General features: G+C 69.3%; 17 protein-coding genes. 11 read left to right on the forward strand and 6 right to left on the reverse strand.

The window, feature by feature from the left end; genetic code table 11:
• Positions 1-93: 93 nt before the first annotated feature.
• Both ACFXOZ_RS04875 and ACFXOZ_RS04880 read right to left on the reverse strand, forming a co-directional pair.
• Complete coding sequence (locus ACFXOZ_RS04875; protein ID WP_375882892.1) at positions 94-1,176, reverse strand: inositol-3-phosphate synthase; 1,083 nt, start codon at positions 1,174-1,176, stop codon at positions 94-96.
• A 127-nt stretch (positions 1,177-1,303) separates the two neighbouring features.
• Positions 1,304-2,008, reverse strand: a complete 705-nt coding sequence (locus ACFXOZ_RS04880) for a PadR family transcriptional regulator (protein WP_380587518.1) — start codon at positions 2,006-2,008, stop codon at positions 1,304-1,306.
• 515 nt (positions 2,009-2,523) lie between these two features.
• On the opposite strand from ACFXOZ_RS04880, the gene ACFXOZ_RS04885 reads away from it, so the two are divergent.
• Both ACFXOZ_RS04885 and ACFXOZ_RS04890 read left to right on the forward strand, forming a co-directional pair.
• Positions 2,524-5,043, forward strand: a complete 2,520-nt coding sequence (locus ACFXOZ_RS04885) for a transglycosylase domain-containing protein (protein WP_380587521.1) — start codon at positions 2,524-2,526, stop codon at positions 5,041-5,043.
• Between the two features lie 174 nt (positions 5,044-5,217).
• Positions 5,218-6,801 carry a glycosyltransferase family 87 protein gene (locus ACFXOZ_RS04890; protein ID WP_375882885.1) on the forward strand — a complete coding sequence of 528 codons (1,584 nt, stop codon included), beginning with the start codon at positions 5,218-5,220 and terminating at the stop codon, positions 6,799-6,801.
• A gap of 36 nt (positions 6,802-6,837) precedes the next feature.
• Here the strand turns inward: ACFXOZ_RS04890 and ACFXOZ_RS04895 are convergent, their stop codons facing one another.
• From ACFXOZ_RS04895 to ACFXOZ_RS04905, 3 genes are all read right to left on the reverse strand, one after another.
• Positions 6,838-7,872: an alanine racemase gene (locus ACFXOZ_RS04895; protein WP_375882884.1), complete on the reverse strand. Its 1,035-nt coding sequence runs from the start codon at positions 7,870-7,872 to the stop codon at positions 6,838-6,840.
• Positions 7,873-7,885: 13 nt separating this feature from the next.
• Positions 7,886-9,004, reverse strand: coding sequence for a lipid II:glycine glycyltransferase FemX (locus ACFXOZ_RS04900; protein ID WP_375882883.1), 1,119 nt, complete (start codon positions 9,002-9,004; stop codon positions 7,886-7,888).
• A 168-nt stretch (positions 9,005-9,172) separates the two neighbouring features.
• Complete coding sequence (locus tag ACFXOZ_RS04905) at positions 9,173-9,472, reverse strand: hypothetical protein (RefSeq protein ID WP_375882880.1); 300 nt, start codon at positions 9,470-9,472, stop codon at positions 9,173-9,175.
• Positions 9,473-9,790: 318 nt separating this feature from the next.
• Between ACFXOZ_RS04905 and rpsF the strand changes: the two genes are divergently transcribed.
• The 4 genes from rpsF to rplI all read left to right on the forward strand — a co-directional run bounded on the left by rpsF (position 9,791) and on the right by rplI (position 11,566).
• The gene (gene rpsF / locus ACFXOZ_RS04910; RefSeq protein ID WP_375882877.1) at positions 9,791-10,081 is read left to right on the forward strand and encodes a 30S ribosomal protein S6; all 291 of its coding nucleotides are present in this window, start codon (positions 9,791-9,793) and stop codon (positions 10,079-10,081) included.
• 96 nt (positions 10,082-10,177) lie between these two features.
• Positions 10,178-10,786: a single-stranded DNA-binding protein gene (locus ACFXOZ_RS04915; protein WP_375882874.1), complete on the forward strand. Its 609-nt coding sequence runs from the start codon at positions 10,178-10,180 to the stop codon at positions 10,784-10,786.
• A gap of 79 nt (positions 10,787-10,865) precedes the next feature.
• On the forward strand, positions 10,866-11,102 hold the full coding sequence (gene rpsR, locus ACFXOZ_RS04920) for a 30S ribosomal protein S18 (RefSeq protein ID WP_030059640.1): 237 nt from the start codon (positions 10,866-10,868) through the stop codon (positions 11,100-11,102).
• Between the two features lie 17 nt (positions 11,103-11,119).
• On the forward strand, positions 11,120-11,566 hold the full coding sequence (gene rplI, locus ACFXOZ_RS04925) for a 50S ribosomal protein L9 (RefSeq protein ID WP_360227569.1): 447 nt from the start codon (positions 11,120-11,122) through the stop codon (positions 11,564-11,566).
• A 69-nt stretch (positions 11,567-11,635) separates the two neighbouring features.
• Here rplI and ACFXOZ_RS04930 read toward each other — a convergent pair whose 3' ends face one another.
• Positions 11,636-13,000 carry an MATE family efflux transporter gene (locus tag ACFXOZ_RS04930; RefSeq protein ID WP_380587523.1) on the reverse strand — a complete coding sequence of 455 codons (1,365 nt, stop codon included), beginning with the start codon at positions 12,998-13,000 and terminating at the stop codon, positions 11,636-11,638.
• 579 nt (positions 13,001-13,579) lie between these two features.
• Between ACFXOZ_RS04930 and dnaB the strand changes: the two genes are divergently transcribed.
• From dnaB to ACFXOZ_RS04955, 5 genes are all read left to right on the forward strand, one after another.
• Positions 13,580-15,076 (forward strand): replicative DNA helicase, encoded by a 1,497-nt coding sequence (gene dnaB, locus ACFXOZ_RS04935; RefSeq protein ID WP_375882933.1) that lies wholly within the window; start codon positions 13,580-13,582, stop codon positions 15,074-15,076.
• A 200-nt stretch (positions 15,077-15,276) separates the two neighbouring features.
• Positions 15,277-15,996: a TnsA-like heteromeric transposase endonuclease subunit gene (locus tag ACFXOZ_RS04940; protein ID WP_380587525.1), complete on the forward strand. Its 720-nt coding sequence runs from the start codon at positions 15,277-15,279 to the stop codon at positions 15,994-15,996.
• Positions 15,993-18,122 (forward strand): Mu transposase C-terminal domain-containing protein, encoded by a 2,130-nt coding sequence (locus ACFXOZ_RS04945; RefSeq protein ID WP_380587527.1) that lies wholly within the window; start codon positions 15,993-15,995, stop codon positions 18,120-18,122. The genes ACFXOZ_RS04940 and ACFXOZ_RS04945 overlap by 4 nt, the downstream gene beginning before the upstream one ends.
• Positions 18,119-19,240 (forward strand): AAA family ATPase, encoded by a 1,122-nt coding sequence (locus ACFXOZ_RS04950; RefSeq protein WP_380587530.1) that lies wholly within the window; start codon positions 18,119-18,121, stop codon positions 19,238-19,240. Before ACFXOZ_RS04945 ends, ACFXOZ_RS04950 begins: the two co-directional genes overlap by 4 nt.
• On the forward strand, positions 19,237-21,909 hold the full coding sequence (locus ACFXOZ_RS04955; RefSeq protein ID WP_380587533.1) for a TniQ family protein: 2,673 nt from the start codon (positions 19,237-19,239) through the stop codon (positions 21,907-21,909). The genes ACFXOZ_RS04950 and ACFXOZ_RS04955 overlap by 4 nt, the downstream gene beginning before the upstream one ends.
• Positions 21,910-21,935: the final 26 nt, after the last annotated feature.

Raw genomic sequence — 21,935 nt, forward strand, 5'->3', positions numbered from 1 at the left:
AGGGCTCACGACCGGATGATCGTGAGCCCTTCTGGCGCGTTACGAGCGGTCAGCTCGGCGCCCGGTGTCCTACGGTCGCGAACCGGGCCGAGCTCAGCGCTCGACCTCGCCGCGGATGAACTTCTCGACGTTCTCCTTGGCCTCGTCGTCGAAGTACTGGACCGGCGGGGACTTCATGAAGTACGAGGACGCCGACAGGATCGGGCCGCCGATGCCGCGGTCCTTGGCGATCTTCGCGGCGCGGACGGCGTCGATGATGACACCGGCCGAGTTCGGGGAGTCCCAGACCTCGAGCTTGTACTCCAGGTTCAGCGGGACGTCGCCGAACGCGCGACCCTCCAGGCGGACGTAGGCCCACTTGCGGTCGTCCAGCCAGGCCACGTAGTCCGAGGGACCGATGTGGACGTTCTTGGCGCCCAGCTCGCGGTCGCGGATCTGCGAGGTGACGGCCTGGGTCTTGGAGATCTTCTTGGACTCCAGGCGCTCGCGCTCGAGCATGTTCTTGAAGTCCATGTTGCCGCCGACGTTCAGCTGCATGGTGCGCTCGAGGATGACACCGCGGTCCTCGAACAGCTTGGCCATCACGCGGTGCGTGATGGTCGCGCCGACCTGGGACTTGATGTCGTCACCGACGATCGGCACGCCGGCCTCGGTGAACTTGTCCGCCCACTCCTTGGTGCCCGCGATGAACACCGGCAGGGCGTTCACGAAGGCGACCTTGGCGTCGATGGCGCACTGGGCGTAGAACTTGGCGGCCTTCTCGGAGCCGACGGGCAGGTAGCAGACCAGGACGTCGACCTGCTGGTCCTTGAGGATCTGGACGACGTCGACCGGGGCCTCGTCCGACTCCTCGATGGTCTCCAGGTAGTACTTGCCCAGACCGTCGAGGGTGTGGCCGCGCTGGACGGTCACGCCGGTCGGCGGGACGTCGCAGATCTTGATGGTGTTGTTCTCGCTGCTGCCGATGGCGTCGGCCAGGTCGAAGCCGACCTTCTTGGCGTCGACGTCGAAGGCGGCGACGAACTCCACGTCACGGACGTGGTAGTCACCGAACTGGACGTGCATCAGCCCGGGGACCCTGCCGGCCGGGTCGGCGTCCTTGTAGTACTCGACACCCTGCACCAGCGACGCGGCGCAGTTGCCCACGCCCACGATGGCTACGCGAACCGAACCCATTCCGGTTGCTCCCTCTGATCTCATGAGGGCCGTCGGAACAGACGGCACTCGTCCTGCTTCTTCGAATGACTGCTTGTACGGGCGCGAGGCGCCCACTCCTGCCGCGCGGCACAGGGCTGACGCGGCGTCAGCGCTCCTGGGCGGAGCGCCCCGGGCGGTCGTACGGTGGCCCGGACGGGTCGGAGGACCCGGTCTCCTGGCCACGGCCGTCCGAAGTCGTGTGGGGTACGGCGGTGGTTCCGGCGGTCCCGGTGGCGGGCCCGGTCCGGCCGGTGCGGTTGGCCCGCTCGGTCTCGATCAGCTCGTTGAGCCACCGGACCTCGCGTTCCACCGACTCCAGGCCGTGCCGCTGGAGTTCGACGGTGTAGTCGTCGAACCGTTCGCGGGCGCGGGCCAGCGAGTTGCGCATCCGCTCCAGGCGCTCCTCCAGCCGGCTGCGGCGGCCCTCCAGGACGCGCATCCGGACGGCCCGGTCGGTCTGACCGAAGAAGGCGAAGTGGACGCCGAAGCGCTCGTCCTCCCAGGCCTCCGGGCCGGAGTCGGCGAGCAGCTCCTCGAAGCGCTGCTTGCCCTCGGGGGAGAGCCGGTAGACGATCTTCGACCGCTTGCCGTTGAGCGCGGTGGCCGGGACGTACTCGACGTCCGGGTTGTCCTCGACCAGGAAGCCCTGGGCGACCAGGCTCTTCAAGCACGGGTAGAGCGTTCCGTAGGAGAGCGCCCGCAGTGCCCCGAGCAGGATGTTGAGCCGTTTGCGCAGTTCGTAGCCGTGCATCGGGGCGTCGTGGAGCAGCCCGAGAACGGCGAACTCCAGCACTCCTGAGCGCCTGCCCACTGCCGTCGTCCTCCTCCCTCTCGACCCTCGCTCCGGCCGTTCCCTCGGCGGTATACCGCTTCGATGTATCGGCTCGATATATCGAGAACAGTAAACCCGACCCCCGGAACGAGCAAGGGGGGCACGCGTGAATGTGATCACAAGCCGACGCGCGGGTGGGGTTGGCAACGGCCGTGTAATGATCTGCTGCCGTTTTGCGGGCATTGGCACCTGATGCCCGATTAGGAAGGTTTTCCCGCTGCGTACGCTGTCGCGTGTGCACGAGGACCAACCTCCGGGGTTAGGGCGGTCCGGGCATCGGACAGGAACCCTGCCTTCAGGCCGACCGGGCCTGGCGAGGAGCGGCTGGAAACATGAGCGAGCGACGGCGAAGGACGCCCAATTCGGGCGGTGACGGGCAGCAGCCGCCGGGAGGCGGCGGCCGTCGGGGCGGCCCCGGCCCCGACGAACTGGGCTCGGAAGGCGTCGGCCGTCGGCGTCCGCCCGGTGTCCGGGAGACTGCTCAGCAACCCCGGATGGGCCGCGCCGAGATGCGCAAGGCCTCCCAGAAGAAGGGGAAGGGCGGTGGCTGGCGCGGTGCCGCCGCCGCCTCCGCCGCCGCTGCGGCCGGCCCCGGCAAGAAGCGCTTCATCGACTACCCGCGGTTCGGCAAGACCGGCTTCCGGCGCTGGCTGCCGTCCTGGAAGCTGGTCTCCAGCGTCTTCCTGGTGTGCTTCGCCGCCTGCGTGGGCGTCGTGTTCTACCTGTACCAGACCACGACGGTGCCCCAGCTCAAGGACCTGGTGAAGGACCAGAACACCATCTACTACTGGGCCGACGGTTCGGAGATGACCCGCAAGGGCGAGACCAACCGTCAGATCGTCGAGCTCAACGACATCAACCCCACCCTGCAGAACGCCGTCATTTCGGCGGAGAACGAGACCTTCCGCACCGACAGCGGCATCGACCCCAAGGGCATGCTGCGCGCCGTCTACAACATGGCGAAGGGCGGCGAGACCCAGGGCGCCTCGACGATCACCCAGCAGTACGTCAAGAACGCCTACCTGAGCCAGGAACAGACCATCAGCCGCAAGCTGAGGGAATTCTTCATCACGCTCAAGCTCAACCAGCAGACCAGCAAGGAGGACATCCTCAAGGGGTACCTCAACACCAGCTGGTTCGGCCGCAACGCCAACGGCGCCCAGGCCGCGGCGCAGGCGTACTACGGGGTCAACGCCAAGGACCTGAACCTCTGCCAGAGTGCCATGCTGGCCGGGCTGTTGAAGGGTGCCAACTACTACGACCCCTCCAAGCCGGCCAACCACGACCGCGCGGTGGAGCGCTGGAAGTGGATCCTGGACCGGATGGTGACCACCCACAACGCCACTCCGGAGGAGCGGGCGAAATGCACCACCTTCCCCGAGCCGATCGCGTTGAAGGCCAGCTCCAACATGAACGGTGAGATCAGCTACCTGGTCGACACCGCCAACCAGTACGTGACGACCACCGACAAGTCGATCACCCAGCAGATGCTCGACAAGGGTGGCCTGAAGATCTACACCACCTTCGAGAAGGACAAGGTCGACGCCCTCAAGAAGGCCGTCGACGACGTCAAGGGCGAGAACCTCGACCCGCAGAAGCGGCCCAACAACGACACCTTCGTCCAGTTCGGCGCCGCCAGCATCAAGCCCGGGGACGGCGCGATGGTCGCCATCTACGGCGGCGACGGCGTGGAGAACGGCCACTTCGACAACAACGCCAACGCCGGCGGTGTCCAGGTCGGCTCGACCTTCAAGCCCTTCGTCCTGGCCACCGCGATGCAGACCGGTGTGCAGACCGCGAAGGACACCGACGGCAAGCCGAAGCGGATCAACGCGGACAGCCGCTACCTGGCCGACGACATGTCCGAGATCCGCAAGCCCGACGGCTCGCTGGTGATCGGCGACGACGGCAAGCCCTACCGGCAGAAGAACGAGGACGCCGGCAAGCGCGGCTACGTCTCGCTGCGGCAGGCCATGCAGTTCTCGTACAACGTGCCCTTCGTCCAGCTCAACCAGGACGTCGGCGGCCCCGCCGTGGCCGACATGGCCGTGCAGATGGGCATCAAGCGGGAGAGCCTGGCCGACCCGAAGACCGCGACCTTCCCGCTCGGCACCTCGACCATCAGCCCGATCCGGATGGCCACCGGCTACGGCACCCTGGCCGCCAGCGGCAAGGAGGCCGAGCCCTACTCGGTCACCAAGGTCGAGGTGGACGGCAAGGAGCGCCCGGGCTTCGGCAAGAAGGACGCCAAGGTCGCGCTGGAGCCGGCCGTCGCGGACAACGTCACCGACGTGCTGGTGAACGTGGCCAAGAACGGTACCGGTACCAAGACCAACACCCTGGGCCGCCCGGTGGCCGGCAAGACCGGTACCACCGACCAGAACAAGTCGGCCTGGTGGGTCGGCTACACCCCGCAGCTGGTGACCAGCGTCGCGATGTGGCGAGAGGACCCGAACAAGCACGACCGGGAGTCCCTCAACGGCACCGGCGGCAAGGAGTCCATCCACGGTGGTGACATCCCCACCGACATCTTCACCCGGTACATGAAGGCCGCCCTGGCCAACGAGAAGAAGGTGGACTTCCCGACCCCGCAGCCGGTCGGCACCGAGGTGGACTCCTCCGGCGCGCCGTCCACGGCCACCATGACGCCCTCCCAGACCCCGACCACCACCCCGCCGACCACGGTGGAGACCCAGCAGCCGACCCAGCAGCCCAACCAGCCGCAGCCCCCGCAGCCCACCCAGGGCAGCGGCTGCGTGCCGACCGTCGACTGCCCGCCGACCGCGCCGCCGACCCAGACCCACAAGCCGAAGCCGACGGACACCGGCTGCGGCCTGGGCGGCATCTTCTGCCCGTCGACGCCGCCGCCCGGCGGTAACGGTGGTGCCGGCAACGGTGGTGCCGGCAACGGCGGCACCGGCGGCAAGCCGACCCCGAGCAGCACCGGCGGCGCCGGTGGCGGCGGTGCCGGCGGTGGCGGCGGCCTGCAAGGCGGTGGCGCAGCGGCCGGGTAGTAGTCCGGTCCGACCGGTCCGACCGGTGAGAAGCCGACAACGGCGGTGGCGGTCCTCCTCGGAGGGCCGCCACCGCCGTTTCGTCACGATTCGCCGCACGCGCCCCGTCCGTACCGCCGGACCACCGCAGGGTCCTCCTCGTCCCGGCGCATCCGGTGCGGCAGGATGTCCGGCATGACGTCGAGCGATCGTGACGAAACCGGCGGCCCGGACGGGCCCGGCGCCGCCGCAGGGCCCACCCCGGCGGCCGTCGCCACGGCCGTGCCGGCGGCCGACACCGTGGTCGTCCCGGCGGACGAGGACCGGGTGGCGGCGGCCGGCAGCGAGGTGTTCGGCGGCCCGCCCGGCCGGCGGGCGCTGCTCGGCGTCTCCTGGTGGATCCCGGTGCGGGTGCTGGCCCTGGTGGTGATCGTGGTCTCCGCGCTCGGCATGGTGCACAACCTGCCCTGCTACGACCAGGCCTGGTTCCAGCCGGGCTCGCCGCAGTACATCCACGCCTGCTACAGCGACGTCCCCCACCTGTTCTCCGGCCGCGGCTTCGCGGCCGGGCTGCACCCGTACGTGGACCGCATCCCCGGCACCACGGGGGACCTCCAGTACCTGGAGTACCCGGTGCTGACCGGCCTGTTCATGCAGGTCGCGGCCTGGCTGACGCCCGGCGGCGGCACCGAGCAGGCCCAGGAGCAGTGGTTCTGGGCGATCAACGCCGGGCTGCTGATGGCCTGTGCGGTGGTCGCCGCGGTCGCGCTCTCGCGCACCCACCGCCGCCGCCCCTGGGACGCGATGCTGTTCGCGCTCTCGCCGGTCCTGCTGCTCAACGGCACGATCAACTGGGACCTGCTCGCGGTCGCCCTGGCCGCCGTGGCGATGGCCTGGTGGTCCGGCTCCCGGCCGGGCTGGGCCGGGGTCTTCATCGGCCTGGCCACCGCGGCCAAGCTCTACCCGCTGCTGCTGATCGGCCCGCTGCTGGTGCTCTGCTGGCGGGCGGGCAAGTGGCGCGAGTTCCGGCTGCTGCTCGGCGGCGCGGTCGGGGCCTGGCTGGTGGTCAACCTGCCGATCATGCTGGCCAACTGGCAGGGCTGGTCGACCTTCTACGTGTTCAGCAAGCACCGCGGCGAGGACTACGGCTCGTTCTGGCTGATCCTGATGCAGCAGCGCGGCGTGGGGCTGGCCGACCTCGACCTCTACATCGGCGTGCTGATGGTGCTGGGCTGCGCGGCCATAGCGTGGCTCGCCCTCTCGGCGCCGCGCCGGCCGCGGTTCGCGCAGCTGGCCTTCCTGGTGGTCGCGCTGTTCGTGCTGGTCAACAAGGTGTACTCGCCGCAGTACGCGCTCTGGCTGCTGCCGCTCGCGGCGCTGGCCCGGCCGCGCTGGCGCGACCTGCTGGTCTGGCAGGCCTGCGAGGTGCTGTACACCCTGGGCATCTGGTCCCACCTGGGCTTCGTCACCGGGCCCAAGCAGCACGGCATCGGCGAGCCGTGGTACCACTTCGCGATCGCGCTGCACCTGCTCGGCACGCTCTACCTGGTCGTGCTGGTGGTCCGGGACGCCCTGTACCCGGACCGCGACCCGGTCCGCTGGGACGGCACCGACGACCCCTCCGGCGGGGTGCTGGACGGCGCGCCGGACGTGGTGACCCTGGGCGCCGCCCGGCGGCTGGAGGAGGAGCGGAGCTACGCCGGATACGCGCCGGCCGGCTCCTTCGAGCAGTGGCTGGAGGAGCCACCGGCGAAGGAACCGGCCGACGGGAAGGCGTAGCGGCCCCCAGCGGCCCGTAGCGGCCGCCGGCGGCTCCTAGCGGTCCACCACCCGGTCGAAGTGGGTGGTGGTGTGCCGGACCTGGAGGCCCAGCTCCTCGCCGATCGCGGGGGGCGCGGTCTCGCCGTCCAGGAACAGCAGCGAGACCTGCATGTGCGGCGGCTCGGCGAACCAGAGCTGCTTGCCCGCCCAGTGGAACGGCGACTTGGTCTTGTTGACCGTCGCCAGGCCGGCCCGGGCGATGCCCTTGGCGCGGGCGCCCATGCTGGCCACGTACTTGGGCGCCTCCAGGCCGATGCCGTGCGCGGTGCCGCCGGCGACCACCAGGATGTGGCCGTCGGTGGGCGCCGGGTGCTGGCGGTAGCCGTAGCGCTCGCCCTTCTTCAAGGGGGTGACGTCCAGGACCGTGGCCCGGACCTCCAGCGCGCCGTGGTCGCCCAGCCAGAGCCGGGTGCCGATCCGGGCCCGGAACACGGTGCCCGGGTAGCGCTGGGCCAGCTGTTCCATGCCGGCCGCGCCCAGGTGGCTGACGAAGACGGTGTGCACCGGGATGCCGGCCGCCAGCGCGGTGTCCACCCAGTACACGACCTCCTCGACCGGGCTGGAGCCGTCCGGCCGGTCCATCGGCAGGTGCAGGGCGAGGCCCTCGAACGAGACGCCGTCCAGCTCGGCGGCGACGGTGCGCAGGTCGGCGGCGCTCACGCCGTGCCGGCGCATGGTGGTCATGCACTCCAGCACCACCCGGGCGCCGTGCAGCGAGCGCAGCGCGTCCACGCTGGCCACCGTGCGGATCACCCGGGAGTGCGGCAGCGGGAGCACCTCCTCGCCGACCCGGTAGGGCGTGAGCACCAGCAGCTCGCCGCCGTACCACTCGGCGGCGTCGGCCGCCTCGTACGCGGTGCCGACGGCCAGCACACCGGTGCCGAGCAGGGTCGCCTCCTCGGCCAGCCGGTGGTTGCCCAGGCCGTAGCCGTTCCCCTTGGCGACGGGCACCAGGCCGGGGAACTCGGCGAGGACGGAGCGCTGGTGGGCGCGCCAGCGTTCGGTCTCGAGGTAGAGCGACAGCGTCATCGGGGCAGCCTCCTCAGCGGCGGGACATGTAGAGGTCGAGGGCCTTGTGCAGCAGCTTGTTCAGCGGGAAGTCCCACTCGCCGAGGTACTCGGCCGCCTGGCCGCCGGTGCCGACCTTGAACTGGATCAGACCGAACAGGTGGTCGTTCTCGTCCAGGGTGTCGCTGATGCCGCGCAGGTCGTACACGCCGCCGCCGAGGGCGTAGGCGTCGCGCATCATCCGCCACTGGATCGCGTTGGACGGCTTGACCTCGCGCTTGTGGTTGGCCGAGGCGCCGTAGGAGTACCAGACGTGCTCGCCGACCACCAGCATTGTGGTCGCGGCCAGCGGCTCGCCCTCGTGGTAGGCGATGTAGAGCCGCATCCGGTTCTGGTCCTCGGCGGTGAGGGCCTGCCACATCCGCTGGAAGTAGGACAGCGGGCGCGGGGTGAACTTGTCGCGCTCGGCGGTGACCAGGTAGAGCTGGTGGAAGATCGGCAGCTCGTCGTAGCCGCCCTGGTACACCTCGACGCCGCTCTTCTCGGCCTTCTTGATGTTGCGGCGCCAGAGCTGGTTGAAGTTCTTGTGGATGTCGTCCAGCGAGCGGTTGGCCAGCGGCACCTGGAAGACGTAGCGCGGCTGGACGTCGCCGAAGCCGGCCCCGCCGTCGTCGCCCTGCAGCCAGCCGGCCTTGCGCAGCCGGTCGGCCACCTCGAAGGCGCGGGCCTCGTACCAGTCGGCCTCGACGTCGCGCAGGCGCTTGGCCTGCTTGGCGGCGATGGCCTCCTTGATGGTGGGGGCGTTCCAGCGGCGGATGACGATCGGCGGGCCCATCTTCACCGAGAACGCGCCCTGCGACTTCAGGTGGGCGAGCATCGGGGAGAGCCAGCGGTCGAGGTCGCGGTCGAACCAGTCGATGACCGGGCCCTCGGGCAGGTAGGCGAGGTAGCGCTTGACCTTCGGCAGCTGGCGGTAGAGCACCAGGCCCGCGCCGACCAGCTGGTCGGCCTCGTCGAACCAGCCGATCGACTCCGAGCGCCACTCGGCCTTCACGTCGCCCCAGGACGGCACCTGCATGTGACTCGCCGAGGCGCGGCTCCTGATGAAGGCGAGGTGTTCCTCGCGGGTGATCGTCCTCAGGCGCAGGCTCATTGCTCGGTGCTCCTCGTCGGTCGGGCTGCGGTGGGCCCAGGTTCTCGGGCTCGACCCTATCGTCCGGGGCCCGGCGGCCCGGCGCTGCGGGCACGACGGCGCCCCCGGCGGGTACCTGTCTGATGCAGATACGCGACGGGGGCGCCGAGGGTTCCTGGAGCCGGGTGTTCAGCCCCAGAGGCCGCCGCGGGCGATGCCGAGGTAGAAGCCGATGGCGGAGGCGCCGAGCGCGATCATCAGGACGAAGCGCTCGGCGGTGGTGACCGAGACGAACATGCCCCACAGGCCGGTGACGATCCCGGCCAGGCCGGTCCACGAGGTCAGCAGGTGCAGGTTGTAGAAGAACGAGGTGGTGAAGGCGATCACACCCAGCACGGCCGTCAGGGCCACCAGGGTGTTCTCGCGGGGGTGCGGGTGGCCGTCGGTGTTCAGCGTGAGGGCGGGCATGCGGTGGACGGACTGGGCCATGAGTCCCACCTCCTGGCGTGGAGACGAACGGGCAGGAATCCCGTTCCGTCCAGATTGCGGCGGTTGGGTCCGTCTCACAACCCCTATGCGTTTTGTTCGGCCGTCCGGGTGCAGGTAGGCTGTGCCGTCTGCACTGGTGTAGTTGTGCCCCCTTGCGCCCTCTTCCGGGTGACACCCCTGGTGGGTGTACGGGGCCCGACTGTCCGACCCGGCCGCTACCGTGGGCCGGAGTCGTCACCGCATCGGTGCCGACGCTACGCACAACCCTCCTGCCACGGAGAGACCGTGGCCGCTGAGTCCAAAGGAGGTGGGTTACTCATGCGTCACTACGAGCTGATGGTCATCCTCGACCCGTCGGTCGAGGAGCGCGCTGTCTCCCCCCTGATCGAGTCCTTCCTGGCCGTCGTCCGCAACGCCGGCGGCAAGGTCGAGAAGGTCGACACCTGGGGTCGTCGCCGTCTGGCTTACGAGATCAACAAGCAGTCCGAGGGCATCTACTCGGTCATCGACCTCAAGGCCACGCCTGAGGTCGTCAAGGAGCTCGACCGCCAGATGGGCCTGAGCGAGTCGGTTCTGCGGACCAAGGTCCTGCGCCCGGACACCCACTGAGCCACTTCTGAGGCCTTCGGGTCTCGGGTAGCTCGCGTCCGCTGTTTCACGTGAAACAGCGGTGAACGGACATCTTCCCGAGAGGTCATCACCACCATGGCAGGCGAGACCGTCATCACCCTCGTCGGCAATCTCGTCGACGACCCCGAGCTGCGCTTCACCCCGTCGGGTGCGGCGGTCGCGAAGTTCCGCATCGCGTCCACCCCCCGCACCTTCGACCGTCAGACGAACGAGTGGAAGGACGGCGAGAGCCTCTTCCTCACGTGCAACGTCTGGCGGCAGCCGGCGGAGAACGTGGCCGAGTCGCTGCAGCGCGGCATGCGCGTCATCGTGCAGGGCCGACTGCGCCAGCGGTCTTACGAGACCAAGGAAGGCGAGAAGCGGACGGTCTTCGAGGTCGAGGTCGACGAGGTCGGTCCGAGCCTGCGTTCGGCGACCGCGAAGGTCACCCGGGCCAACCGGTCCGGCGCTCCCGGCGGCGGCTTCGGCGGCCAGCAGGGCGGCGGCCAGGGCGGTAACTGGGGCGGTGGCAACGGTGGCGGCCAGCAGGGCGGCGGCAGCTGGGGTGGAAACTCCGGCGGCGGCCAGTCCGGCCCCTCCGACGACCCGTGGGCGTCCAGCGCCCCGTCCGGTGGAAACCAGGGCGGCGGCGGCTGGGGAGGCGCCCCGTCCGGTGGCGGCTTCTCGGAAGAGCCCCCGTTCTAAGAGCTGACAGATTTCGTGCGGCCCGGCCGCAGGCGTCCCCGGACGCCGGTCGGGCCGTGAACCCCAAATGGAGCACACCATGGCGAAGCCGCCTGCTCGCAAGCCGAAGAAGAAGGTTTGCGTCTTCTGCAAGGACAAGGTCAACTACGTTGACTACAAGGACACGAACCTGCTGCGGAAGTACATCTCCGACCGCGGAAAGATCCGTGCCCGCCGTGTCACCGGCAACTGCACCCAGCACCAGCGTGACGTCGCCACGGCCGTGAAGAACAGCCGTGAGATGGCGCTGCTGCCCTACACCAGCACCGCGCGCTAAGAGAGGGTGACCGAGTAATGAAGATCATCCTCACGCACGAGGTTCCGGGTCTCGGCTCCGCCGGCGAGGTCGTCGAGGTCAAGGACGGCTACGCCCGCAACTTCCTGGTCCCGCGTGGCTTCGCCATCCGCTGGACCAAGGGCGGCCAGAAGGACGTCGACGCGATCCGTCGCGCCCGCAAGATCCACGCGATCCAGACCCTGGACGCGGCCAACGAGGTCAAGGGCAAGCTCGAGGGCGTCCAGGTCAAGCTGGCCGTTCGCTCGGGTGACGCCGGCCGTCTGTTCGGCTCGGTGACCCAGGCCGACGTCGTCGAGGCCATCAAGGCCGCCGGCGGCCCGGCCGTGGACAAGCGCGCCGTCGCGATCGCCTCGCCGATCAAGACCGTGGGCACCCACAAGGTCTCGGTCAAGCTGCACTCGGACGTCGTGGCCAACCTCGACGTCGCCGTCGTGGCTGCCTGAGTTCCGTAGCACCGGCCGAGGGCCGGACTCCCCCAGGGGAGTCCGGCCCTCGGGCGTTCCCGGGCCCGCTCAGTCGCGCACGGCCCCGGTGACCAGCCAGCGGCCGCCGCGGGCGCGGGCCACCAGGAAGACCGCGCGGACCAGCATGAACAGGTTCATCGCCCACCACAGCCCGGCCAGCCCGGTGCCGGTGGCCGGGACCAGGAACGCGGCCGGGGCGAACACCGCCAGGGTGGCGAGCGCCGCCCGGGCCAGGTAGGGGCCGTCCCCGGCGCCCATCAGCACGCCGTCCAGCACGAAGACCAGGCCCGCCACCGGCTGGCTCAGCGCGAGCAGCAGCAGGGCCGTGTGCAGCTGCCCCTGGACCACCGGGTCGGGGGTGAACAGCGGGACGTACAGGGGGCGGGCCAGCACCACCAGCAGGCCCAGCACCACCCCGGAGCACAGGCCCCACTCGACCATCCGCCGGGTGGCCGCGCGGGCGCCCGGGACGTCCGAGGCGCCCAGGTAGCGGCCGATGACGGCCTGGCCGGCGATCGCGATGGCGTCCAGCGCGAAGGCCAGGAAGCTGAACAGCGTCATGGCGATCTGGTGCGCGGCGACCTGGTCGTCGCCGAGCCGGGCGGCCACCGCGGTGGCGATCATCAGCACCGCGCGCAGGCTGACCGTGCGGACCAGCAGCGGCCCGCCCGCCCTGGCCCCGGCCCGGATGCCCGCCGCGTCCGGCCGCAGCGAGGCCCGCTCCCGGCGGGCGCCGCGGACCACCACGACCAGGTAGACCGCGGCCATCCCGGTCTGGGCCAGCACGGTGCCCCAGGCCGAGCCGGCCACCCCGAGCCCGGCGCCGTACACCAGGCCGGCGTTCAGCCCGATGTTGGCGGTGAAGCCGCCGACGGCCACCAGCAGCGGCGTACGGGTGTCCTGGAGGCCGCGCAGCACGCCGGTGGCGGCCAGCACCAGCAGCATTGCCGGGATCCCCAGGGAGCTGATCCGCAGGTACGTCACGGTGTACGGCGCCGCGGTCGGCGAGGCGCCCAGCAGCTCGGCCGCCCAGGGGGCCAGCAGCAGGGTGAGCAGGACCACCGGGACGGCCAGGCCGACGGCGAGCCAGAGGCCGTCGACGCCCTGCTGGACGGCGCCCCGGCGGTCCCCGGCGCCGATCCGGCGGGCCACCGCGGCGGTGGTGGCGTAGGCGAGGAAGACGAACACCCCGGTGGCGGTGGTGAGGGCGGCGGAGGCGACGCCGACCCCGGCGAGCTGGGGGGTGCCGAGGTGGCCGACGATCGCGGAGTCGGCCATCAGGAACAGCGGTTCGGCGACCAGGGCGCCGAAGGCGGGCACCGCCAGGGCGAGGATCTCGCGGTCGTGGCCGCGTCGGTCGTGGCCGCGGCCGGTGGGGCTGCGTCTGGAGGGCTCGGCGGGGGCGGTGCTCATGCGCTCCAGGGTACTCATCCACAGGTAAGAGGCCAATGGCCGGTTCGGTCGTTACTCGAAACTGCGAGCGGTGTGCTCCGTCCGGTCCGCGCCCATGGCTGTTCGGCGGTGTGTGAAGAATTTCTCATGCACAGGCCCCGGAAGAGGTAATCGCAGGTCAACAGGTTGACGATGGATCGATCGTCCGGTTATCCACAGGAGCTTCCACAGGGGTGTCCACAGCTTTGCGGCAGTTCTCCACAGCCCGGGGCCGCTCGTCCACACCCCCTGTGGATAACCGCCTTGGCGCGAGGGCGTCCGGCGCCTTAGCGTGGGCCCTCCACCCGACACTCCCACCGGCCCCGGCGTCCGATTTGTCGGGGCCGTGGCGTACAAAGAGGAGCGGCTCCGCTCCACCCAGCCACCGGCAAGGCCCGCTCCAACTTCGCACCACTCGCTGATCGGGGAACACGCGTGACCGGCCCCCAGTACGACGACCACGACGCCCCGCCGCCGGAGGAGGACTGGCAGACCGCCGAGGACCCCTTCCCGGCCGGCGCCTTCGACGACGCCCCCTTCCCGGACGGTCCCGGCGACCGGCTGCCGGTCTCCCGCAACCGCGGCGGCCAGGGTGGCGGCGGCGGTCAGGGCGGCAACCGGGGCGAGGGCTTCCGCAAGGGCGGCGGCGACTTCAACGGCAGGGGCGGCAAGAACGGCAAGGGCGGCGGCCGGGACGACCGCAGGGACGACGAGGGCCACGGCGGCGTCGACGGCTTCGAACGCGTCCCCCCGCAGGACCTCGCGGCAGAGCAGTCCGTGCTGGGCGGCATGCTGCTCTCCAAGGACGCCATCGCCGACGTGGTCGAGGTGCTCAAGCCGGCCGACTACTACCGGCCCGCGCACGAGATGGTGCACGGCGCGATTCTCGACCTGTACGCCCGCGGCGAGCCGGCCGACCCGATCACCGTGGCCGGCGAGCTCACCAAGCGCGGCGAGCTCCAGCGCGTCGGCGGTGCCGCCTACCTGCACACCCTGGTCAACTCCGTCCCGACCGCGGCCAACGCCGAGTACTACGCCCAGATCGTCGCCGAGCGCGGGGTGCTGCGCCGCCTGGTCGAGGCCGGCACCCGGATCGCCGGCATGGGCTACGCCGCCGAGGGCGACGTGGACGAGATCGTCAACGCCGCCCAGGCGGAGATCTACGCCGTCACCGAGCAGCGCACCAACGAGGACTACGCGCCGCTCGCCGACATCATGGAGGGCGCCCTCGACGAGATCGAGGCGATCGGCTCCCGCAACGGCCAGATGTCCGGCGTGCCGACCGGCTTCGCCGACTTCGACGCGCTCACCAACGGGCTGCACCCCGGCCAGATGATCGTCATCGCGGCCCGCCCCGCGATGGGCAAGTCCACCCTGGCGCTGGACTTCGCCCGGGCCTGCTCGATCCACCACAAGCTGCCGAGCGTGATCTTCTCGCTCGAAATGGGCCGCAACGAGATCGCCATGCGCCTGCTCTCCGCCGAGGCCAGGGTCGCGCTGCACCACATGCGCTCCGGCAACATGACGGACGACGACTGGACGCGGGTCGCCCGCCGGATGCCGGACGTCAGCGAGGCGCCGCTGTTCATCGACGACTCGCCGAACCTGTCGATGATGGAGATCCGCGCCAAGTGCCGCCGGCTCAAGCAGCGCAACGACATCAAGCTGATCGTCATCGACTACCTCCAGCTGATGCAGTCCGGCGGCTCCCGCCGGGCCGAGAACCGCCAGCAGGAGGTCTCGGACATGTCCCGTAACCTCAAGCTGCTGGCCAAGGAGCTGGAAGTGCCGGTCATTGCGCTGTCCCAGCTGAACCGTGGTCCCGAGCAGCGCACCGACAAGCGGCCGATGGTCTCCGACCTGCGCGAGTCCGGCTCGATCGAGCAGGACGCCGACATGGTCATCCTGCTGCACCGCGAGGACGCCTACGAGAAGGAGTCCCCGCGCGCGGGCGAGGCCGACCTGATCGTCGCCAAGCACCGTAACGGTCCGACCGCGACCATCACCGTCGCCTTCCAGGGCCACTACTCGCGCTTCGTCGACATGACCCGGGACTGACGCCCGGGTTGTAGGGTCTCAGATTCCGTGTCCTAATCTCAGGCTCGATGGCCAAGTGACGGCAGATAGGACGCGGATCTGAGACTGGCAGGTAGAGCCGTTCACTCGTTTGAGTGATTCGGATCGCAGCGCGGACCGTCCGAGAACAGCGTGCTGGCACCGTGGCCGTACGGGCAGTTGCCCGAGGCTGGGGGTGCACGATGGACGGTACCGCTGCGACTGTCAGCATTCGTCGTCAAAGTGGCGAGGTCGTCGAAGACCGAGCGTGGGCTGAAGTGTCGGTCGGGCTGCTGAAGACGGCGGTGCCGTGGCGGACGTTCCGCTGGTACAGGGGGCAGAGGCACTACTCCGGTGTCTACTGGTCGGCGACGATGCGAGATCACGTGATCTACGAGTCGCGCCTTGAGTTGGCCCGACTGCTGTTCGCCGACTTTGATCCCTCCGTGCAGCGCATTACGGCTCAGCCCTTCCTGTTGAAGGCCCAGGTGGAAGGGCAACTCCGTAAGCACATCCCGGACTACCTACTGGTGACTGGGCAAGGACCAGTGGTCGTGGACGTCAAGCCGCTCAGCCGGCTGTCCAGGCCCGAGGTGGCGTTGACCTTCGACTGGACTCGGTGGGTGGTGGAGTCACAGGGATGGCAGTACGAGGTCTGGAGTGAGCCGCCGACCGTGGAGTTGGAGAACATCCGTTTCCTGGCGGGCTACCGTCGGGACTGGCTGTTCAGCTCCGATCTCCTGGACGAACTCCGCGAGGTCGAGCTTGACGGAGTCTCTCTGGGCCAAGCCGAAAGTCTCCTGCCCTGCCGTCCGGCGCCTCAAGTGCGGTCCGCGATCCATCACCTGCTCTGGACGCACGATCTTGTCACCGACCTCGACCAACCCCTCGTTCCTTCCCAGACGTTGAGGAGGGGCGCGTGACCCGGGCCGGCACCCGGGTGGGAGTTGGCACTCGCTTCCGCTACGACGGGGAGACTGTCGAGGTAGTGGAGATGGCCGTGACCACGGCAGGCAACGAAGTGGTTCTCAAGGACGGCCGGGGCCGGCTGCTTCGGCTGTCATTGAGGCAACTGCTGTTCTCCGACCACGCCACCGTCATTGCGGACCAGCCCGGACCGGAGGCCGACGATGTCGACGAGATCGCCTCGGTAGTGCTGGGCCAGCTCCACGAGGCCGAGAGGCGGAAGATTCTGGACCAAGCCGAGCACGTTCGTGAGGTCCTGACGGGATATCGGTTCGGGAGCCCGGAACTGGCGCGTGAAGGCGAGCCTCGTCCCGAGTACGCGCCGGAGAAGCCATTGGAGGCCAAGTACGCGGCGAAGGGTGCGGAGCTCGGGGTTGCCGCACGCTCGGTAAGGCGTTGGGTCACTGCGTTCCGCGAGCACGGCGAGGCCGGACTGGCTCCCAGGAAGGGGCTGGAGAGGAAATCGCAGGTCACAGCCGACGACCGGTGGGTGGAGACCGCGCTGGAGGTGATGGTCGAGCACACGGGGCAGTCCAAGCCGTCGCGGACGATGGTCATCGATCGGACGCGGGCACGGGTGATCGCACGGTTTGGTCCGGACGTGGTGCCGCAGCCGAGCCGGGCGACGGCGTTTCGGCTGCTGGCTGAATTGGAACGGCAGCATCCTCTGTTCCGGCTGAGCACGAAGCGGAACCGGGACATCGCCGACCGGCCCGAGGGTGCCTACGGCAAGCTTCGGCCGACCAGACCGGGCGAGTACCTCGTCATGGACTCCACCCGGCTGGATGTCTTCGCGTTCGACCCGATCACGCTGCGGTGGGTGCAGGCCGAGCTCTCGGTCGGGATGGACTGGTACACCCGCTGCATCACCGGGATCCGGATCACGCCGGTCTCGACGAAGGCGGTGGACGTCAGCGCGGTGCTCTACCAGTCCTTCCGGCCCCGCCCGGCCGGGCGGGACTGGCCCAGGCACGCGGTCTGGCCCGAGCACGGCATCCCCAGAACGGTGCTGGTGGACGTCGACGCGGCCGAAGGCCCGGGGCTCGCCTCGCCGGCTCTGGTTCCGGAGACGCTGGTGGTCGACCACGGCAAGGTCTACGTCTCGGAACATCTGACCAGCGTCTGCCGTCGAATGGGGATCTCGATCCAGCCCGCCCGGCTGCGGACCGGCAGAGACAAGGGCCCGGTCGAGCGGTTCTTCCGGACCATTCGTGAGGACCTCCTGCAGGCCCTGCCCGGCTACAAGGGGCCCGACATCCACTCCCGGGGCGAGAAGCCGGAGGACGATGCGTTCTTCTTCCTGGACGAGCTGGAGGCGATCATCCGAGAGTGGACCGCGGTGGTCTATCACTCCCGACCCCACTCCGGTCTCCTCGACCCGAGCCTGCCCGGGATGAGGATGTCCCCGGCGAAGATGTTCGAGCATGGCATGGCGAGGGCCGGCTACATCGAGGTCCCGCGGGATCCGAACCTCGCCTTCGAGTTCCTGCAGACCAAGTGGCGCACGATCCAGCACTACGGCGTCGAGATCGGTCGCCGCCGCTACAACGGGCCTGCGCTCAACGCCTACCGCAACCTCAAGAGCCCCTACGACGGACCGGTCAAAAACGGCTGGCCGTTCCAGGTGGACCCCGACGACATCACCAGGATCTACTTCCGAGATCCCGATAACCGCCGTTGGCACACCCTGCTCTGGGAGCATGCTCCAGCGGCGCACATGCCGCTGAGCGAGGACGCTCTGAGCTTCGCTCGGAAGCTGGCCGCGTCGAAATACCGCTACCCGGACGACCGGCTCGCCGTTGCCGACCTGCTGGAACGGTGGAACCTCGGGCTGGGAACGACGTTGGCCGAGCGACGCATGGCTCTGCGGCTCTCCCGTGAGCAGGCTGCGATCGAACTGCCGGAGACCGAGGCCGAGACGGTCATCTCGCTTCCGTCCGTACGCAAGGCCCTCGGGGCGGACCCGGACACGGCGAAGCCCGAGCAACCGGAGCCGACGGAGCTCGGCGATGACGACGAAGCCGACCTGGAAGACCTCGCCGACGAGGACGACTTCTACGCCGACGCCCTGGAGGACGTGTGACCGGAACGGCCGGCCTGCCCAGCCCGGCGAACCTGGCGCTGTCCCGGAAGGAGGATTTCAAGGCGTTCGCCGACGGCCCGCGCCGGACCCAACCCGATGTACTGACACACGCCCAACTCAAGGCCCTGAGCCCGCAGGCACGAGCCGATTACAACCGCAGCAGGCGTGAGTGGCACGCCAATCTCGGGCCACTCAGGACACCTCAACTGGCGGAGCTCCACGAGGACTTGTGGGACATCATCGACAGCAACCTGCAGGACGGTGACAAGGCCAAGGGTGCCGTCGCAGTTGATGCCTTTCCCGGCCTGGGCAAGACCACCTCGGTGCTGGCATTCGCCCGCGAGTTCCACCGCCGGGAGATAGCCGAGCAAGGAGAGTTCACCGCCCAGGGGAATGAACGGGTGCCGGTCTGCCGGGTTGGCCTGACCGGCAATACCGGCATGAAGGATCTCAACCGGGCCATGCTGGAGTTCTTCGGCCACCCGGGACGCCACCGCGGGACCACCGCCCAACTCGGCCAGCGAGCCCTGGATTGCATGCTTTCCTGCGAGGTCCGTCTGCTCGCTCTGGACGACCTGCACTTCCTGAAGTGGCGCAAGACGAACGGGATCGAGGTCAGCAACCACCTCAAGTGGATCGCCAACGAGTTCCCGGTGACCCTGCTGATGGTCGGCGTCGGACTCGCCGACAAGGGGCTGTTCAGCGAGGGCGGCACCAAAGGCGACGCGGTCATGGCCCAGACCGGCCGGCGCACCACGCGGCTCGGCATGCGGCCCTTCACGATCGAGACCGAGAAGAACCGCCAGGAGTGGCGGCAGATGCTGCTGGCCCTCGAACAACGTGTGGTCCTGACCGGCAAGCACCCGGGCATGCTCGTGGACGACCTGTCCGACTACCTCTTCGCCCGCAGCACCGGACACATCGGTTCCCTGATGACGCTGATCAACCGCGGCTGCCAACGGGCGGTCCGAAGCGGTGAGGAAACACTCAGCCAAGACCTGCTGGACGCCGTGAAGAACGACGAAGCGTCCGAGAAGGCCCGCCAGGAACTCGAAGCTGCCCTGGAGAAGCGCCGACTGACCAGCCGACCGCGGCCCGCACACAGGAAGTCGGCATGACTGGCGCCCCAAGGACGCTGCCGATCCGGCTCGACCCCTTGCCCGGCGAAGCCCTCGACTCGTGGCTCGAAGCCCTGGCCCAGCGGCTGGACACTCCACTGGGCGACGTACGGTCGCATCTCGGCTTCCCGGTGAGGGACCGATCCGGGAACCACCTCAGGGACATCCCGCCGGACTGGACGATTGCGCTGCGTGAGCACGAGACATCGGCAGTCGCGCACGCGAGCGGACTCTCTCTGGCCGCGATCACGGCCATGACGCTGGCCCACTACGACCAACGCGCCCTTCGTATCGACTTGGACCGTCGGCACGTCGACCGCCGGGTGCTTTGGGGGCGCGGCCGGGGATCGCGGTTCTGCCCGGAGTGCCTGGCCGATTCCGCTGGCCGCTGGCAGTTGGTCTGGCGCCTGGGATGGACCTTTGCCTGCCCTCGCCACCGTCGCCTGCTCGCGGACTGTTGCCCGAACTGCGGGCGTGTCCAGCGGGAGCGACCCCGTTCTGGACGGGTCGTTCCTCAGCCGGGCATCTGCGGCAATCCCCCCTCACAACCGAGCAGAGCATCATCCGGTGGCTGCGGCTTCGACCTCACCGAGACCAGAACGCTTCGGCTGCCCGCAGGCCATCCGGTGTTGACCGCCCAGGACTGGCTGATGGAGGCCATCGAGTCCGGGACAGCCGCCTTCGGCGCCTACACCGCCAGCCCGCAGCTGGCATACGACGCCCTTACGGACATCCGAGCCGTTGGCGGACGAGTGCTGGCAGACCTCCCCGCCGGCGTCATTAGGCACCTGCTGCCCGCCGATCTCGCCGACGAGCACCTCATGCTCGACCCGGACTCCCGACTCGCATCCCGAGCCGCGGAGCGGCCCGGCTTCATGGCCCCGCCACGGGCCGTGAGCGCCGCAGTCGCGGTGACCATCGCGCTGCGAGTCCTTGAACTCCGGGATCTCCACGAGGCCGGGGAGGTGATGCGTGGACTGCTGGAGGCGATGCGCGAGGAGCTCTGGCAGATCAGTGCCACCAGCATCGACAGCTGGGGACGCGGCCTGAGCCCCGTCCTCAACGCGGTGCACCTAGCCGCGCTCGCCCCGTCGTTCCGGCCCAGCGACCAACTCCGCTTCCGCACCGTGACCAGCATGCCCAGCAGACCGAATCTCACGGACGCTGTGCTGACCCGGCGAGCGCGGCACATACCCAGCACGTTCTGGCAGTCCTGGGCAGTACGACTCACCCCGTCGAAAGGGGTCTACCCCCGTGTTCTCGCGCCAGTCCTGGCCGGCGCTCTCCTGATCATCGGCAGCCGGACCAGCCTTGATGACGCGGCCCTCGCCCTCGGCGCAGTCGCTGACGGCATCGACATCTCCCGGATCCTGCAACTGCTGAACGATCAGCAGCAATGGCCGGACATGATGACCGCCCTGGTTCGCCTGGCCGACTACCTCGACTCCAACGAAATCCCCATCGACTACCAGCGTCGCCGCCGCCTCGACTACACCAGCCTGTTGCCGCACGAGCGTTGGCTGGACATCTGCCGCCGCACCGGCACGTTACCCGGCCAAGGCCGACGAGAGCAGATCATCCGCTGTCGGCTGTTCCAACGCGTCAGCGGCCTGCCGGCCGAAGCCGCACCCAGCTACCCCAAGGTCGATGAAGCACCCTTCAGAGCCGAGATCGCCCGTGCTGCGGCCCTCCAAACACCCGAGCTGGCCGAGGAACTGGACCGCGCTGCCAGGGACTTCCTGGCAGCCCACGGCATCCACGACGAGCCGGTGACCTGGCAGCCGCCCATCTTCCTGCTCGACGGGCTGGACCTGCCCGGCCCCGACCCCGCTCGCATCGACATCCCGCATCTGCACCAGCTCATCCGCCAGCGCAAGAACCCAGTGCAGTACGCGGCCAGGGCACTCGACACCAGCGTCGAGACGATCCGCTATGTCCTGGACGAGCATCCCGCTCCCGCACCGCCGCCGACCAAGTCCGTTGCCAGAGCGATAGGGGCCACCCGCCACCGAGCCCGCCAGGATGTGCCGAAGGAGACCTTCGTGCGCCTCTACCTGCACGAGCACCAATCCCTGAACCAGATCGCCGCCCTCACCGGCTTCTCTCGCAAGGTGCTCGCCTCGTTCGCGCACGAGTACGACATCCCGCTCCGCGACGGCCCACAGGACTACAAGCCCCGAGGCACCATCGAACGGGACTGGCTGATCGAGCAGTACGTCCACTGCCGCCGGACCCTTGCAGACCTCGCACGCGAGAAGGGCATGAGCACTGCGAACATGGCGCGCTGGGCCCACACCCACGGAATCCCTCTTCGACCCCGCGGAGGAGGAAGCCATGGAGCGGCTCTCCGGGTTCCCGACGAGACCGCCCAGATGCCGCCCATCGTGCGGATGGCTCTCACCAGCCCCTATGCGAGGCAACGCCTGGACCGTTTCCTGGCGGCTATCTCCTACCCGACCATGAGTGACGCTGCCGTAGCCCTTGGGCTCAGCCAGTCGGCCCTTGTGACCCAGATCAACCGTCTCGAACGGGACCTCGGGCACCCCCTGCTTGAGCGGGCCGTCCGCGGCCGGCCCATGAAGCCGACAGCGTTTGGCTTGAGGGCCGTGAGTGAGGTGAGGAAGCTTCGGCGGCAGAAGAACGCCAAAGTGCTCCTGTCTGAGCTCTGAAGCTGAAATGATATTTGCGGCCACCT

It is taken from the genome of Kitasatospora sp. NPDC059160, from assembly GCF_042755465.1.
Lineage (GTDB): Bacteria > Actinomycetota > Actinomycetes > Streptomycetales > Streptomycetaceae > Kitasatospora.

Coding starts and splice junctions, on each gene's coding strand:
- ACFXOZ_RS04875 (WP_375882892.1), bottom strand. CDS start 1,176: ATGGGTTCGGTTCGCGTAGCCATCGTGGGCGTGGGCAACTGCGCCGCG.
- ACFXOZ_RS04885 (WP_380587521.1), top strand. CDS start 2,524: ATGGGCCGCGCCGAGATGCGCAAGGCCTCCCAGAAGAAGGGGAAGGGC.
- ACFXOZ_RS04890 (WP_375882885.1), top strand. CDS start 5,218: ATGACGTCGAGCGATCGTGACGAAACCGGCGGCCCGGACGGGCCCGGC.
- ACFXOZ_RS04895 (WP_375882884.1), bottom strand. CDS start 7,872: ATGACGCTGTCGCTCTACCTCGAGACCGAACGCTGGCGCGCCCACCAG.
- ACFXOZ_RS04900 (WP_375882883.1), bottom strand. CDS start 9,004: ATGAGCCTGCGCCTGAGGACGATCACCCGCGAGGAACACCTCGCCTTC.
- ACFXOZ_RS04905 (WP_375882880.1), bottom strand. CDS start 9,472: ATGGCCCAGTCCGTCCACCGCATGCCCGCCCTCACGCTGAACACCGAC.
- rpsF (WP_375882877.1), top strand. CDS start 9,791: ATGCGTCACTACGAGCTGATGGTCATCCTCGACCCGTCGGTCGAGGAG.
- ACFXOZ_RS04915 (WP_375882874.1), top strand. CDS start 10,178: ATGGCAGGCGAGACCGTCATCACCCTCGTCGGCAATCTCGTCGACGAC.
- rpsR (WP_030059640.1), top strand. CDS start 10,866: ATGGCGAAGCCGCCTGCTCGCAAGCCGAAGAAGAAGGTTTGCGTCTTC.
- rplI (WP_360227569.1), top strand. CDS start 11,120: ATGAAGATCATCCTCACGCACGAGGTTCCGGGTCTCGGCTCCGCCGGC.
- ACFXOZ_RS04930 (WP_380587523.1), bottom strand. CDS start 13,000: ATGAGCACCGCCCCCGCCGAGCCCTCCAGACGCAGCCCCACCGGCCGC.
- ACFXOZ_RS04940 (WP_380587525.1), top strand. CDS start 15,277: ATGGACGGTACCGCTGCGACTGTCAGCATTCGTCGTCAAAGTGGCGAG.
- ACFXOZ_RS04955 (WP_380587533.1), top strand. CDS start 19,237: ATGACTGGCGCCCCAAGGACGCTGCCGATCCGGCTCGACCCCTTGCCC.